Origin of the sequence: Streptomyces sp. 3N207 (genome assembly GCF_052246355.1) — a bacterium.
Taxonomy (GTDB): domain Bacteria; phylum Actinomycetota; class Actinomycetes; order Streptomycetales; family Streptomycetaceae; genus Streptomyces.
Map to the genome: position 1 here is coordinate 63,715 of NZ_JBQQBV010000006.1, position 13,168 is coordinate 76,882.

The 13,168-nt window shown below is 70.9% G+C and carries 15 protein-coding genes; 6 read left to right on the plus strand and 9 right to left on the minus strand.

The window, feature by feature from the left end:
- Entirely contained in the window at window positions 1-615 is a 615-nt protein-coding gene (locus ACTWP9_RS11675) for a class I SAM-dependent methyltransferase (protein ID WP_443245999.1), read from the plus strand.
- Window positions 616-771: 156 nt separating this feature from the next.
- Here ACTWP9_RS11675 and ACTWP9_RS11680 read toward each other — a convergent pair whose 3' ends face one another.
- Complete coding sequence (locus ACTWP9_RS11680) at window positions 772-1,530, minus strand: SDR family NAD(P)-dependent oxidoreductase (RefSeq protein ID WP_443246000.1); 759 nt, start codon at window positions 1,528-1,530, stop codon at window positions 772-774.
- A 148-nt stretch (window positions 1,531-1,678) separates the two neighbouring features.
- Here ACTWP9_RS11680 and ACTWP9_RS11685 point away from each other — a divergent pair, with 148 nt between their 5' ends.
- Window positions 1,679-2,287 carry a TetR/AcrR family transcriptional regulator gene (locus ACTWP9_RS11685; protein ID WP_443246001.1) on the plus strand — a complete coding sequence of 203 codons (609 nt, stop codon included), beginning with the start codon at window positions 1,679-1,681 and terminating at the stop codon, window positions 2,285-2,287.
- Between the two features lie 13 nt (window positions 2,288-2,300).
- Here ACTWP9_RS11685 and ACTWP9_RS11690 read toward each other — a convergent pair whose 3' ends face one another.
- The 7 genes from ACTWP9_RS11690 to ACTWP9_RS11720 all read right to left on the minus strand — a co-directional run bounded on the left by ACTWP9_RS11690 (window position 2,301) and on the right by ACTWP9_RS11720 (window position 7,554).
- On the minus strand, window positions 2,301-2,753 hold the full coding sequence (locus ACTWP9_RS11690) for a YbhB/YbcL family Raf kinase inhibitor-like protein (RefSeq protein WP_443246002.1): 453 nt from the start codon (window positions 2,751-2,753) through the stop codon (window positions 2,301-2,303).
- Between the two features lie 99 nt (window positions 2,754-2,852).
- On the minus strand, window positions 2,853-4,073 hold the full coding sequence (locus ACTWP9_RS11695) for an MFS transporter (protein WP_443246003.1): 1,221 nt from the start codon (window positions 4,071-4,073) through the stop codon (window positions 2,853-2,855).
- Between the two features lie 60 nt (window positions 4,074-4,133).
- Complete coding sequence (locus ACTWP9_RS11700) at window positions 4,134-4,682, minus strand: RNA 2'-phosphotransferase (RefSeq protein ID WP_443246232.1); 549 nt, start codon at window positions 4,680-4,682, stop codon at window positions 4,134-4,136.
- Between the two features lie 82 nt (window positions 4,683-4,764).
- A complete protein-coding gene (locus ACTWP9_RS11705) occupies window positions 4,765-5,562 on the minus strand; it encodes an inositol monophosphatase family protein (protein ID WP_443246004.1) in 798 nt (265 codons plus the stop codon).
- Between the two features lie 514 nt (window positions 5,563-6,076).
- Entirely contained in the window at window positions 6,077-6,289 is a 213-nt protein-coding gene (locus ACTWP9_RS11710) for a DUF397 domain-containing protein (protein ID WP_443246005.1), read from the minus strand.
- A 207-nt stretch (window positions 6,290-6,496) separates the two neighbouring features.
- Window positions 6,497-6,775: a DUF397 domain-containing protein gene (locus tag ACTWP9_RS11715; protein WP_443246006.1), complete on the minus strand. Its 279-nt coding sequence runs from the start codon at window positions 6,773-6,775 to the stop codon at window positions 6,497-6,499.
- The gene (locus ACTWP9_RS11720) at window positions 6,772-7,554 is read right to left on the minus strand and encodes a helix-turn-helix domain-containing protein (RefSeq protein WP_443246007.1); all 783 of its coding nucleotides are present in this window, start codon (window positions 7,552-7,554) and stop codon (window positions 6,772-6,774) included. Before ACTWP9_RS11720 ends, ACTWP9_RS11715 begins: the two co-directional genes overlap by 4 nt.
- 154 nt (window positions 7,555-7,708) lie before the next feature.
- On the opposite strand from ACTWP9_RS11720, the gene ACTWP9_RS11725 reads away from it, so the two are divergent.
- Together ACTWP9_RS11725 and ACTWP9_RS11730 are read left to right on the plus strand one after the other, a co-directional pair.
- Window positions 7,709-8,122 (plus strand): ATP-binding protein, encoded by a 414-nt coding sequence (locus tag ACTWP9_RS11725; RefSeq protein WP_443246008.1) that lies wholly within the window; start codon window positions 7,709-7,711, stop codon window positions 8,120-8,122.
- Between the two features lie 45 nt (window positions 8,123-8,167).
- Window positions 8,168-8,791 (plus strand): hypothetical protein, encoded by a 624-nt coding sequence (locus ACTWP9_RS11730; RefSeq protein ID WP_443246009.1) that lies wholly within the window; start codon window positions 8,168-8,170, stop codon window positions 8,789-8,791.
- A gap of 69 nt (window positions 8,792-8,860) precedes the next feature.
- On the opposite strand, the gene ACTWP9_RS11735 is transcribed toward ACTWP9_RS11730, so the two are convergent.
- Window positions 8,861-9,307: a hypothetical protein gene (locus tag ACTWP9_RS11735; protein WP_443246010.1), complete on the minus strand. Its 447-nt coding sequence runs from the start codon at window positions 9,305-9,307 to the stop codon at window positions 8,861-8,863.
- A gap of 53 nt (window positions 9,308-9,360) precedes the next feature.
- Here ACTWP9_RS11735 and ACTWP9_RS11740 point away from each other — a divergent pair, with 53 nt between their 5' ends.
- Both ACTWP9_RS11740 and ACTWP9_RS11745 read left to right on the plus strand, forming a co-directional pair.
- Window positions 9,361-10,605, plus strand: a complete 1,245-nt coding sequence (locus ACTWP9_RS11740; protein WP_443246011.1) for a macrolide family glycosyltransferase — start codon at window positions 9,361-9,363, stop codon at window positions 10,603-10,605.
- Window positions 10,606-10,641: 36 nt separating this feature from the next.
- The gene (locus ACTWP9_RS11745; protein ID WP_443246012.1) at window positions 10,642-12,966 is read left to right on the plus strand and encodes a HelD family protein; all 2,325 of its coding nucleotides are present in this window, start codon (window positions 10,642-10,644) and stop codon (window positions 12,964-12,966) included.
- Window positions 12,967-13,168 lie beyond the last annotated feature (202 nt).

Below are 13,168 nucleotides of genomic sequence, written 5' to 3' on the forward strand. Positions count from 1 at the left end.
ATGTCCCGGACCGACCTGAAGCCGTACTGGAACACCAACGTCGCCCGCCATCCGGGCATCCTGCGCGCCGTTCCCGAGGGGTGCGGCGAGGCGCTGGACGTCGGCTGCGGCGACGGGCTGCTGGCCCGGAAACTGACCGGCCGGGCGCAGCGTGTCACCGGGATCGACAGCTCGGCACAGATGATCTCCCGCGCCCGTGAACTCGCCGGTGACCGCCCGGGTCTGGACTTCGTCCAGGAGGACTTCCGCACCGCCGACCTCCTCGCAGGGGGCTACGACTTCATCTGCTCGGTGTCCACCATCCACCACATGGACTTCGAGACGGCCCTCCTCCGCATGCGCGAACTGCTCCGCCCCGGCGGCACGCTGGTGGTGGTCGGTCTGGCCCGCGAGGCGACTCCGGCGGACTGGGCGGCGCGGATCGCGACCCTCCCTCTCGTACGGATCACCAAAGTGCTGCGCCGCGCGAGCGGGCCGGAAGGGATGCCGGCTGCCGATCCGCAGATGAGTTACGGGCAGGTGCGGGGCGCTGCGCGGCGGCTGCTGCCAGGTGTGCGGTATCGCTGGCACGTGCTCCGTCGGTACTCGCTGACCTGGCAGAAGCCCGCCATTTGACGCACCCCGTCTTTGGGCCGGTAAGGGGGTGCCCCTGCCGACGCTTGCGGGCTGCGGGTGAGCTGTGGTTGCTCGCGCCCACGCGGCGGAGCCGCACATGGACACAGCCCCGCGCCCCTGACGGGGCGCGACCCCCCTGCGGGGTTTGGGCAGCCGTCAGGCGTTGGTGCCCGCGTCCACGGTGAAGGTGGAGCCGGTGGTGCCGGAGCTGTCCGGGCCGACCAGGTGGGCGACCAGGGCGGCGATGCCCTCGGGGGTGCCGTAGCGGCCGAGGGCGGTCAGCGAGCGCTGGGCGTCGGCCCGTGCGCCGCTGTCGGCGGGGTTCATCTCGGTGTCCGTCGAGCCGGGCTGGACGAGGTTGGCGGTGATGCCACGGGCGCCCAGGTCGCGGGCCAGCCCCCGAGTGAGGCCGCTGAGTGCGGACTTGGATGCGGCGTAGAGCGTGACGCCGGGGCCCGGAACGCGGTCGGCGAGGTTGCTGCCGATGGTGACGATCCGTCCGCCCTCCGTCATGTGCCCGGCCGCCGCCTGTGCACCGAGCAGCGCGGCGCGCACATGGATCGCCAGGGTGCGGTCGATCTCCGCCACCGTGACGTCCTCCAGCGGGCCGTTGGGGAAGATGCCGGCGTTGTTGACGAGGATGTCGAAGCGGCCGAACTCACGCGCCGTACGGTGCACGGCCTCCACGGGGTCGGTGGCCGACGCGCTGTCCGCCTGGACGATCAGCGCGCGGCGGCCGGTGGCGCGGATGTCCTCGGCGACCTCCTTGGCCCGGCCCTCCGCGCTGACGTACGTCAGCGCGACGTCTGCGCCGTCCGCCGCGAGCCTCCTGGCGACGGCCGCGCCTATCCCCCTGCTCCCGCCGGTGACCAGCGCTGCCTTGCCGCTGAGCGGGAGTGTCGATGTCGACGTCATGGCTGTCCTCTTTCGTGTCGCATGCGGAGCCGCCCGCCATTTCTGTAGCGAGCGCTCAATAATTAACGCAGGGGTATCCTCGGCAGTCAAGGACTTTCGGTAGCGAGCGCTAAATAAACTTCTATCCGCGCACAGGAAGGGGCCGGTGATGGCGACACGCGGACGGCCACGGGCCTTCGACCGGGACGCCGCGCTCGAACAGGCGATGCGCGTCTTCTGGGAGCACGGATACGAGGCGACCACGATGGCCGAACTCACCGAGGCCATGGGCATCAGACCGCCGAGCCTGTACGCCGCCTTCGGCTCGAAGGAGGGCCTCTTCCGCGAGGCGGTGGAGCTGTACGAGCGGACCGACGGCACGATCAGCCGCGTCGCACTGTCCGAGGCGCCCACGGCCCGCGAGGGGGTGCATGACGCGCTGCGCAGCAATGTGATCGCCTACACCGACCCCGACAAGCCGCGCGGCTGCATGATCGTTCTCGCCGCCACCAACTGCACCCCGGAGAACGAGGGCGTCCGCGCCCTGCTCGCCGAGGACCGCCGGGGGACGGAGCACATGTTCCGCGAGCGCGTGGACCGCGGGATCGCGGAGGGCGATGTCCCGCGCGGCACCGACAGCAGCACGCTCGGTGCCTTCTACGCGACCGTTCTGTTCGGCCTCTCCGTCCAGGCGAAGGACGGCGTCCCGCGCAGCGAACTGCTCGCCGTCGTGGACGCTTCCGTGGCGGCCTGGGACAGCCTCACATCCCCGGGCTGACCCTGCCGCCCCCTCAGCGCTGGTAGAGGCCGACGATGTTGCCGCTCGCCAGTGCCGCACCGTCAACCGCGCGGTGCACGTCCTCGGCGGAGGCATTGTCGGGGACCTGTACGGAGTCGGGCAGGGCGTAGAGCCGGAAGAAGTAGCGGTGGGCCTCGTCCCCCGCGGGCGGCTGCGGGCCGCCCCAGCCGGTCCCGCCGAAGCCGTTGGTGAGGGGGGCGCCGCCCTGGGGTGTCTCGCCGGGTTCCACCGACCGTACGTCCGGGTCGATGCCGGTGACCAGCCAGTGCACGAAGGTGCCGGACGGCGCGTCCGGATCCTCGCAGAGCAGCAGCAACTCGGCGGTGCCGTTCGGTACGCCGGACCACTGGAGGGGAGGGGAGGTGTCGTCGCCGTCGCGTGTGTAGCGGCGCGGGATGATCGCGTGGTCGGTGAACGCCGTGCTGGTGAGTTCGATGCCTGCCATGCACGGACGGGTAACCCGGCTGCGGCCCCGGGTATCGCGCCGTGGGCCAGGTAGCCGACGAAGAATCACCGGCCGGGGGGCGCGGGCCCGGCGGCAGGATCACCCCTTGCGGCGCCCTGTCTCCCTCGCCCGCCACCCGACGACCGGCACCACCAGCAGCGCCACCGCGCCGCCCACTGCCAGTACCACCGACGGCGACGAACGGTCCAGCAGTGCGCCGCCCGCCAATGCGCCCGTCGAGATGGTGGCCTGGAACGAGGCGGTGAACAGTGTCGAGGACGCCTCGACGGCCCCCGGCGCGGCCTTGGCGAACAGGGTCTGGGAGCAGACCGGCACGGCACCGTAGCCGACTCCCCACGCCACCAGCAGCACGAATGCGCCCACCTGTGTGCCCCAAGCTCCTCCGGCAAGCTCCGGAGCAGGGAGGTGCCCCCGGCCGAGCACCGGCAGCAGCAGCGTCGCGGCGGCGATCACCGCCGCTGCTGCCGCGAACGTCCCGTACGGCCGACGGGCGGCGGCCGGGCCGCCCAGGAAGTTGCCGAGCATCCCCGCGGCTCCGTACGTCAACAGCGCCACGGTGATCAGCCCGGGACCCGCCTGAGTGACCTGCTCCAGGAACGGTGTGACGTAGGTGTACGTGCCGAAGTGCGCCAGCACGATCAGGAACGTGACGAGCAGCGCGAACCGCGTATCGCTCCGGCCGAGTTGCCGGCCGAGCGTACGCAGCCGCGTGGCCTGCTCGGGCGGGAGCGGCGGCAGCACCGTCCACAGTGCCGCGAAGACCGCCAGCGACAGCACCCCCATCGCGGCGAACGCCGTCCGCCACCCCGCAACGTCCCCCACGAACGTGCCCAGCGGCACCCCGAGCACCGAGCCGAGCGGCACCGCCGCGAAGATCACCGACGTCGCCCGCCCCACCGCCGGCGCCGCGACCAGCCGCGGAGCCAGCCCCGCCGCGATCGACCAGAACCCCCCGATCGTGACCCCCACCGCAGCGCGCGAGACGAGAATCCAGCCGTAGCCGTCAGCCGTGGCGGCGACGAAGTTCGCCAGCGCCAGCAGCAGCATGAACGCACCCAGCATCCGCCGCCGGTCCACCCGCGCCGTCGCCGCCGTCACCAGCGGCGCGGAGACCGCCGCCAGAAAGCCGGGCATCGTCATCATCAGCCCGGCCATCCCGTCCGAGACGGTGAAGTCCGCGCCGATCGAGGTGAGCAGCCCGATGGGCAGGATCTCCGTCGTGACGAGGGAGAACAGCCCTGCCGTCACGGACACCACCGCCAGCTGCGATCGTCGTACTGGTGTGCGCACTGTTTCCATGCGTCCGAGTCCAGCAAGGCCGCCGCCCGAGAGCTGGCGGGATCACGCCCTCAACGATCCTCAGCCGGGGAAGCTGAGATAGCGAGGCGGCACCGCAGCGGTGAGCCACACGCCGTTCTCGCTCCGGTGGAACACATATCCCTGCTCGTGCATGTGCGCCGCGGCGACCGTCAGCACGACGGCACGCCCCCGGCGGGCTCCCACCCGGGTCGCCGTATCGCGATCCGGTGAGAGATGGACGGCGTGCCGAGCCATGGGGCGTAGCCCCTCAGCGCGGATCGCGGCGAGGACGCGGGGCACGGTGCCGTGGAAGAGCACCGGCGGCGGCGCCAGCGCCGGGAGCTCCAACTCGACGTCGACGGTGTGCCCTTGGTTCGCCCGGATACGGGTGCCGTCGGCGGAGAGGGCGTAGCGCTGCTTGTCGTTGGTGGCCACCACCTCTTCGAGCTCGGCCCGCGTGAGGGGGAACCCGTGCTCCCGGGCGGCTGTCAGCAACTTGTCGACGCGGGCCCAGCCCTGCGCGTCGAGGTTGAGCCCGATGCGGGCGGGGTCATGGCGCAGATGGCGCGCCAGGTACTTGGAAACGCGGACGTTCCGCTTCTCGTTCATAGGGGACGAGTTCTCGTTCATATGGGACGAGGATGGCGCGTACGGACCATCGGCCGCATCGGATTATCGCCGGGTCGGGTTCTCACTCCCTGACCGCCGCCAGCAGCGCGGCGTGGGTCTGCTGGTCAGCTGCCACGATCAGGCCATCTGCGCCGCTGAACAGCGGCTGGCCGTGGATGCCGGTCAGCACGCACCCGGCGGCAGCACACAAGGCGATCCCGGCGGCGAAATGCACGTTGTCGCGCAGGTCGCCGTCGGTGACGTAGGCCGCTCTTCGGCCGGCGGCCACCCAGGCCACCGCCAGGCTGGTGGAGACGACGCGCGGCCTGAAGTGCTCGGCGAATCCCGGCGCTGTGAGGAGGCCGGCCGCCTGGAAGCCGGGTGAGTTGGGGTACGGCGGATCGACGTTGAGGTCCACCAGCCGCAAGTCGGGCGAGGGCGCCAGTTCCTCCTCCACGCCGCCGTTGCGGAGGCGCGCGCGTTCGCCGTCGGTCCAGAACACCTCGCCGGTGAACGGATCGGCTGCCGCGGCTGCCGTGATGTCGGGCCCCACCCGTAAGGCCACGTTCACCGCGACCGGACCGGTGTGGGCGGCGTAGTTCAGCGTGCCGCACAACGGGTCGACCAGCCATCTGCGTTCCGCGTCGTCCGCGCCGGTGTGTCCGCTCTCCTCGGCCGTCACGGCATCCTCGGGACGAGCGGTGCGGAGGACACCGAGAATGGCCTCCTCCGCCGCGAGGTCCGCGGCCGTCGCGAAGTCACCCGCGGATTTCTCGAACCGCGCCAACGACCCCCCGTACATCTCGCGGGCCACCGCCGCACCCGATTGCGCTGCTCTCACGGCCAGTTGGGCGTCGGTTTCCGCGCTTCCTGTCAGCATGCGCCGCAGGGTATCCGCGATCGAGTACCAGTGCTCGGGAGCCCAACTCGACTAATAGCGCGTGAGTTTGACGGTCTGTCTGCGCCGGGTGCGCAGGCGCTCGACTGGAAGTGCAAGGGCACGAAGGTGAGCCGTTGCATCGCCAAGGCCGGCGAATTCAAGGTCTTCGTGAAGTTCGAGAACAACACGAACCGCAAGGTGAACGGCAGCATGGGGCTCACCTGCGGGGCAACGCCTTTGGCTGGTACGGGGCCAGCAGCGTCACCCCGGACATCTACTTCTGACAGCTCTGTCAGTCATCCTCTCCCGCCCCCCGCGGCTGACGGACCGGCGCTGTCGGCCTCAGCGCGGGTATCCCGTTCTGTGCCGGGGCCAGGCGGTGCGGCGGGAGGGCGCGGGCTGGGGAACGGCTTGTCATGGTCCAGCGTGAAGCCGTCGCCCCGCCCGTCAGCCCGGCCCGAAGCGCGCCAGCCGCCCGTCTATACGGCGCCACGCCTCGCGGCCCGCCTGCGCCTCAGCGTCGCTCCGCGGCATATGCCGTGAACGACGCCCAGGCGGTAGGGGAAAGCGTGAGGGTGGGGCCGGTGGGGTTCTTGGAGTCGCGGATGTGGATTTGGGCCTCGGGACAGGTGGCGACTTCGAGGCAGGCGTCGCCTTCGCTGCTGCTGTAGCTGGACTTGAACCACGCCAGGTGGTCAGTGCCAGGTGTGGACTGTGCGTTCGTCATCGAAGACCTCTTTGCGTCGGATCCCCCCGGCTTCATCCGGGGGGAGATGCATACCCCAGTCATCTGGCGCGCAGTGCCGCAGTTCGCTACGGAATGGCCTCTGGCTGGTTGGTACTACGGTGACGAAGGGCGCGGGAAGCGGTTTGGGTGATGGTGCGCCGCCCACCGGCGTACGCGGCGCTCGCGGAGGCGGGTCCCTATACCGGGTCAGGGTCGGCGGCTCGCGGCATACGCCGTGAACGACGCCCAGGCGGCGGGGGAGAGGGTGAGGGCGGGGCCGGTGGGCACCTTGGAGTCGCGGACGTGGATGGCTTGGGCGTCGGTGCAGGTGGCGACTTCGAGGCAGGCGCCGCCCTGCTCACTGCTGTAGCTGGACTTGTGCCAGTCGTAGGCGACTTCGAGGCAGGCGCCGCCCTCTTCGCCGCTGTAGCTGGACTTGAACCACGCCAGGTCTGCGGCCCCGGTGGCGTTCTTTGTGCTGATCATGACTCTCCCAGGAGGCTGTCCAGCAGGTCCCGTGTCTCTTCCGGCGTGAGGGCCTGCGTTCGCAGCATTGCATATTTCTGTGCCAGGATGCTGACCTGATCAGCGTCGGAAACCAGCTGACTTCCGAGCGGCGTTTCCACGTACGCCAGATGCTCGTGGTCGGGGGTCTCCAGCAGGACGAACGGGCCGGTGAGGCTCCCGTGGGTCGGTCGGTCGAAGGGCATGATCTGGACGGCGATCCCCGGGATGCTCGCGCACTGGCGTACATGGCGCAGTTGCTCGCGCCAGACCTCGTGGCCCCCGAGCCGGGTACGTACCAGCCCTTCGGACAGGATGAAGCTGCTTGTGGGCGGGACTTTCCGCTGGAGAAGGACGCCCTGCCGCTCCATTCGACCAGCCACCTTCTGCGCGATCTCGTCTTCATGAAACCGCGGCACACGGGAGGTGAAGACGGCCCTGGCATAGCGGTCAGTCTGCAAAAGGCCGGGAATCACCTGGTTCTCGAACCAAGAGATGACGATGGCCTCTTGTTCCCGGTCGATGAACTCCTCCGCCCACAGCGGGTACTTGTCCATTTCCGGCAGGTTTTTGACGGCGACCGCCAGTGCACCCTTCGTCTCCAGCAGCTCGTCCAGCTGCTCGGCGAGGTCGCTCTTCAGGACGCGGCGGCCCTGCTCGATGGAGGCGATGGTGTCTTCGTCCACGCACACCTCAACAGCAAGGGACTGCTGGGTGTAGCCCGCCGCACGGCGGTAGTTGGCAAGGATCTGCCCGACCATCCTCAGGGCAGACGCGTTCTTCGTACGCTTCTTGGGTGGCATAACCGTGTCCCTCCCCCAACCGGCCCGGGGTTGACCGGTACTGAACCCGTACAACGAATCTGTACGAGTGGAACCGGTGTTGAGCGTAACCAGAGAACACGACGCTCCTCGTATGAACCGTGAAACTCATCTCCCCCATTTCCGGGAGCATTTCTACCGTCGGGAGCGGCGCTCCATTCCGCGCGTACGGGCGTTCGTCGGGGCGGCGCTCGGCGATTGGGAGGCGGCGGCACGCTGCGACGATGTGCTGCTGTGCGTCAGCGAGATGGCGACAAACGCGCTGTTGCACGGGGTGCCGCCCGGCCGGGGATTTCGGGTCATGCTTTGGCTAGAGAATGACGGGCTGTTGCGAATTGAGGTGCACGACAGCGGGGAGGGAAACCCGCGCCTCGACCGGCCTGACGACGACGCGGAATGCGGCCGGGGGCTGCTGCTCGTCGAAATGCTGGCGGATAAATGGGGGGTGGGGGAGAGGAACCCCGGAAAGGTGGTGTGGGCGGAATTCGCCGGGTGCTGTGCCAGTTGAGGCAGGCCGGTACGCTGCACGGTCTGGTCGAGAACGGGGGACGACATGACTGGGACGGCGAACGCCGCGCGGCGCTGGTGGCAGCGTCATCGCCGCGCGGTGGCACTGGCGATGCTGCTGGCGGCTCTGGTTCTGCTGCTCGGATACCCGCTGGGCAGTCATTTCGCGGAGACCACACATCTCTTCGTCCTGCGCAGGGTCTTCGACGGCCCCGTCCCCCACGTCGCCGCAGCAGCCGTACTGCTCATTGCCGGGGCGATGCTGCGCCCGCTTCGGCTCCTCCTGCGGATACCGGTCGTGATCTTCGGTGGGCTCGCCTTGCTGGGCTGTTTCGCGCTCAGTGCTCTCCTGGGCTGGGACGGTGACGGCTGGGCGGAAGGCGAGACGGTCCGGGCACCGGACGGAGTCGACCGGCGGGCGGTGGCGTGGCGCGGGTCGTCGGCGATCGACCCACTTTTCAAGGTCACGGTCATTCATGGCACCGGGCTCGGCGCCCGGGAGTGGAAGGCTGACTGTTTCAGCGGCGACGACGAGAGCCGCGAACTGAAGAGGATTACCTGGACCTCCCCGACGCGTCTGGTCCTCACGGATGCGGGCGGCCGTCAGCACATGGTGCAGCTCGACCCCCGCACCGGCAGGCCCGACGACACCCGTTCCATGGAGTGCTGACCCAAGACGCGGCTGCTGCGCACCATGGGGGAAGGGTGCCCCGCAGTCTCCGCGTAGGACCGTCGTGGCTCACTCCGGCAGGGGCGAGCCGCGCTCGGCGACGTCCAGGCGGACGGCGGAGAGGAAGGCCCCGTCGGGGGCCGTACGGAGGCGGACACCGGGCGGGAGGGGGCTGGGGAGTGCGGCCAGGACCTCGGCGGCGGGGTAGCCGAACAGGTCGAGGTCGCCCAGCACGACGGGCTGCGCCGGAGGGCGGCACTCGGCGGTCAGGGTGACGGCGGCGAGCCCGGCGCCCTCCGGGTACCGGCCGTAGCGGTCCCAGGTGTTGCCGTGCACCTCCAGGGCCACCCCCTCGTACCGCGCGCCGAAGGACCAGCCTGCCCCGCAGACCCAGCCCTCGCGCACGTTGGCGAGTGAGGCGACGGCCCACTGGGCGGGGTGTTCGTCCATGCCGAACCGCAGGGTGCCCGCGCGGTCGGGCAGCCGCAGGCCGACGCCGGGGAGTACCTCGAACATGCCGCCGATTCTTGCTGGAAGTCCTGCCGCCTGCTGGCGTACGGTCACCCGCCATGCCGAACTCGTCGAAGCCGAAGCGTCTGCTGTTCGTCGCGCTGGCCGGGAGCGGTCACGTCAATCCGACGTTGCCGCTGGTGGAGGAGCTGGTGCGGCGTGGGCACCGGGTGGAGTACGCGACCGGCGCCGAGCACGCCGACGCGGTCACCGGGGCGGGGGCGCAGTGGCTGGAGCTGCCAGCGCTGGAGCCGTTCACGCCGCCGCGCTCCATCGGCCCCGGGATCATGGCCGCGTGGCTGCGGCACTACTTCGCCGCGATGGCGAAGACGTATCCCGTACTGCGCGACCGGTGCGCGGCCGAGCCGCCGGACGCGGTCTGCTACGACACGACCAACTGGCCGGCGCGCGTGGTGGCCGAAGATCTGGGCCTCCCGGCCGTACGGCTCGTCCCGCACTTCGCCTCGAACGAGAAGTTCTCCCTGGACGAGCACCTGGCGGGGGTACTGGGGGCCGAGCACCCGGCGATGGAAGCCCTCGCCGCCGACCGCGCGCAGTTCTCCCGTACGTACGGCGTGCCCGCCGACCGCGTCGACCCGCTGACCGAACCCGCGACCGAGCTCAACCTTGTGTTCGTGCCCCGCGCCTTCCAGCCGTACGGTGACAGCTTCGACGCCCGGCACCACTTCGTCGGCCCCTCGCTGGGCGCGCGGCAGCGGGCCGAGCTGTGGGAGCCGCGCGATCCGGAGACGCCGCTGGTCTACATCTCGCTGGGGTCCGTCGCGACGGGGAGCCCCGACTTCTACCGCTGCTGCGTCGACGCCTTCGCCGACAGCCCTTGGCAGGTGGCGATGACGGTGGGCGGGACGGACCCCGCGGAGCTGGGCGTGCTGCCGCCCACCGTCGAGGTGCGGCGGAGTTTCCCGCAGCCGGCGGTGCTGCGGGAAGCCTCCGCTTTCGTCTCCCATGGGGGGATGAACTCCGTGCTGGAGTCCCTCCACTGCGGCGTCGGCCTGGTCACCCTCCCGCACACTCCGGAGCAGTCCCTCAACGCCGACCGCGTCGAGGAGCTGGGCCTGGGCACCCGGCTGGACCGCGACACGCTCACCCCTGCCGCGCTCCTGGCGGCCGTCACCCACATCACCTCGGACCCCGCCGTCCGAGCCGCCCTGTACACCATGCGCGAAACCATCCACACCGCCGGCGGCGCCCCCCGCGCCGCCGAGCTGCTCGAGAGCCACCTGGACCGAATGCCCGCAGCCCCGGTTCACAGCGCTCCGCGAAGCGGAATCGCGTACGGTTGACGGCTGCCCTAGGGAACGCAGAAGGGGGCCGCCGCGTTGAACGCGCAGCACAGAGCGGAGCCAGAGACCATCCGTGACCGCGAGATCGACGCGGAGCAACAGCACCTGGCACGGGTGTACCGGAGGCTGGAGGAGAAGATCCACGAGGCCGAGTTCCTCATGGATGACGCCTCCAAGCGCGCGCAGGTGGGAACCCCGGGGGCGTTTGCCGAGCGGGACGCGCAGGTGTTCCGGGCGGGGATTCATCTCAATCGGCTCAACAGCGAGTTCGAGGACTTCCTCTTCGGCCGGATTGATCTGCTGGAGGGCAAGACCGGCGAGCGCGGCCCCGACGGTGCGTACACCTCCGTGGAACCGGCGGACGGCGCCGTCCGCGAGGAGAACGGCGAGCAGCGCGCCGATATCGCCGAGACCCTGCACATCGGGCGGCTCGGCGTGCTGGACGCCGACTACGCGCCGCTGGTCATCGACTGGCGCGCCCCGGCCGCCGCGCCCTTCTACCGCTCCACCCCGGTGGCCCCCGGCCGTGTCGTACGCCGCCGCGTCATCCGCAGCAAGGGGCGCAGGGTGCTCAGCGTCGAGGACGATCTGCTGCGCCCCGAGCTGAAGGCCCGGCTGGACGCCGAAGAGCTGGCCGTGGTCGGCGACGGGGCGCTGATGGCCGCGCTCGGCCAGGCCCGCAGCCACACCATGCGGGACATCGTCTCCTCCATCCAGGCCGAACAGGACGAGGTCATCCGCGCTCCCGCCGCCTCCGTCACCGAGGTCGAGGGCGGTCCCGGCACCGGCAAGACGGCCGTCGCGCTGCACCGTGCCGCCTATCTCCTCTACCAGGACCGGCGCCGCTACGCGGGCGGCATCCTGATCGTCTCGCCGACCCCGCTGCTCGTCTCGTACACGGAAGGAGTACTTCCGTCGCTGGGAGAGGAGGGGCAAGTGGCCATCCGGGCGCTCGGCGCGCTGGCCGAGGAGACGACGGGTGCCCAGGCGACGACGTACGACGAGCAGAACGTCGCCCGCGTCAAGGGCTCGGCGCGGATGCTGAAGGTGCTGCGCAAGGCAGCCCGCGGAGCGCTCGACCTGGGACTGCGTTCGCCGGTGCCCCGGCTGCTGCGGGTGGTCGCCTTCGGCCGGCGCGTCGAACTGGACGCGGACGAGCTGGCCGCCGTACGCCAGCAGGTCCTCGGCGGCACGGCGCCGGTCAACCTGATGCGCCCCCGCGCGCGGAAACTGCTGCTGGACGCGCTGTGGGAGAAGTCCGGGGCGCGCCGCCGGTACGAGGACCCCGAACTGGCCGCCGAGGCGCGGCAGGGCTTCGACGAGGACATCGCGACCGAGGACGATTTCCTCGCCTTCCTCGACGCCTGGTGGCCGGAGCTCAGCCCGCGGGAGGTGCTGGGCGCCATGACGGACGAGGGGCGGCTGGCCCGCTGGTCGCGGCGCGTGTTGCGGCCCGGCGAAGTACGCACGCTGGCGCGCGCCCTCGCCGCGCGCCTCTCCCCGCAGGGCGACGGCCCGCTGTCGGCGCACGACATCGCGCTCCTGGACGAGCTGCGCACCCTGCTGGGCACCCCCGCACGCCCCAAGAAGCGGGAGCTCGATCCGCTGGAGCAGCTCACCGGGCTGGAGGAGCTGACCACCGCCGCCGACCGGGAGGGCGCAGGACGCCGCGAGCGCCAGGCACCGGAACGTACGGAGTATGCGCACGTCATCGTCGACGAGGCGCAGGACCTCACGCCCATGCAGTGGCGCATGGTCGGCCGCCGCGGCCGGCACGCCACCTGGACCGTCGTCGGCGACCCGGCCCAGTCCTCCTGGACCGACCCCGACGAAGCCGCTGCGGCGCGCGACGAGGCGCTGGGCAAGCGGCCCCGACGCCGCTTCGAACTGACCGTCAACTACCGCAACCCCGCCGAGCTCGCCGTCCTCGCCGACCGGGTGCTCGCGCTGGCCATGCCCGGCGTCGCCCCGCCCCGCGCCGTACGCTCCACCGGCATCGAACCCTCCTTCACCGTCGTGGGCGACGACCTGGGGGCCTCGGTGCGTCAGGCCGCCGCGCAACTCCTTGCGGAGGTCGAGGGCACGGTGGGTGTCGTGGTCGCGATGCGGCGCCGGCAGGAGGTGCGGCAGTGGCTGGCGGGACTGGGGGAGCGGGTCGTCGCGCTGGGGAGCCTGGAGGCGAAGGGGCTGGAGTACGACGCGGCGCTCGTCGTCTCGCCCGCGGCGATCGCGGACGAGTCGCCCGCGGGGCTGCGCGTGCTGTACGTGGCCCTCACGAGGGCGACGCAGCGGCTGCTGGTGCTGAGTGCCGCGGCGGACCTCCCGGACCCGGATGGGGTCCCTGACCTGCTGCGGGACTGAGCGCTCAGCGGCCTCCTCCGTAGGGGAATCACGGGTGCGGGTGGTTTGTTAGCCTGGGTGTGGCACCGGCCCGATCCATGCCCCCGGGCCCAACCATCGGCGCTTCGAGCGCCCACTTGCCGCGAGGCGAGCTGGCGGGTCGGTGTCGCTCATACGGAGTTCTCATACGTGAGAAAGAGGGCTCCCGCCGGTCCGGCGGGAG

What these genes read in the sequence shown, in the direction of transcription:
- ACTWP9_RS11675 (WP_443245999.1), top strand. Translation starts at nt 1, where the DNA reads ATGTCCCGGACCGACCTGAAGCCGTACTGGAACACCAACGTCGCCCGC.
- ACTWP9_RS11680 (WP_443246000.1), bottom strand. Translation starts at nt 1,530, where the DNA reads ATGACGTCGACATCGACACTCCCGCTCAGCGGCAAGGCAGCGCTGGTC.
- ACTWP9_RS11685 (WP_443246001.1), top strand. Translation starts at nt 1,679, where the DNA reads ATGGCGACACGCGGACGGCCACGGGCCTTCGACCGGGACGCCGCGCTC.
- ACTWP9_RS11690 (WP_443246002.1), bottom strand. Translation starts at nt 2,753, where the DNA reads ATGGCAGGCATCGAACTCACCAGCACGGCGTTCACCGACCACGCGATC.
- ACTWP9_RS11695 (WP_443246003.1), bottom strand. Translation starts at nt 4,073, where the DNA reads ATGGAAACAGTGCGCACACCAGTACGACGATCGCAGCTGGCGGTGGTG.
- ACTWP9_RS11700 (WP_443246232.1), bottom strand. Translation starts at nt 4,682, where the DNA reads ATGAACGAGAAGCGGAACGTCCGCGTTTCCAAGTACCTGGCGCGCCAT.
- ACTWP9_RS11705 (WP_443246004.1), bottom strand. Translation starts at nt 5,562, where the DNA reads ATGCTGACAGGAAGCGCGGAAACCGACGCCCAACTGGCCGTGAGAGCA.
- ACTWP9_RS11710 (WP_443246005.1), bottom strand. Translation starts at nt 6,289, where the DNA reads ATGACGAACGCACAGTCCACACCTGGCACTGACCACCTGGCGTGGTTC.
- ACTWP9_RS11715 (WP_443246006.1), bottom strand. Translation starts at nt 6,775, where the DNA reads ATGATCAGCACAAAGAACGCCACCGGGGCCGCAGACCTGGCGTGGTTC.
- ACTWP9_RS11720 (WP_443246007.1), bottom strand. Translation starts at nt 7,554, where the DNA reads ATGGTCGGGCAGATCCTTGCCAACTACCGCCGTGCGGCGGGCTACACC.
- ACTWP9_RS11725 (WP_443246008.1), top strand. Translation starts at nt 7,709, where the DNA reads ATGAACCGTGAAACTCATCTCCCCCATTTCCGGGAGCATTTCTACCGT.
- ACTWP9_RS11730 (WP_443246009.1), top strand. Translation starts at nt 8,168, where the DNA reads ATGACTGGGACGGCGAACGCCGCGCGGCGCTGGTGGCAGCGTCATCGC.
- ACTWP9_RS11735 (WP_443246010.1), bottom strand. Translation starts at nt 9,307, where the DNA reads ATGTTCGAGGTACTCCCCGGCGTCGGCCTGCGGCTGCCCGACCGCGCG.
- ACTWP9_RS11740 (WP_443246011.1), top strand. Translation starts at nt 9,361, where the DNA reads ATGCCGAACTCGTCGAAGCCGAAGCGTCTGCTGTTCGTCGCGCTGGCC.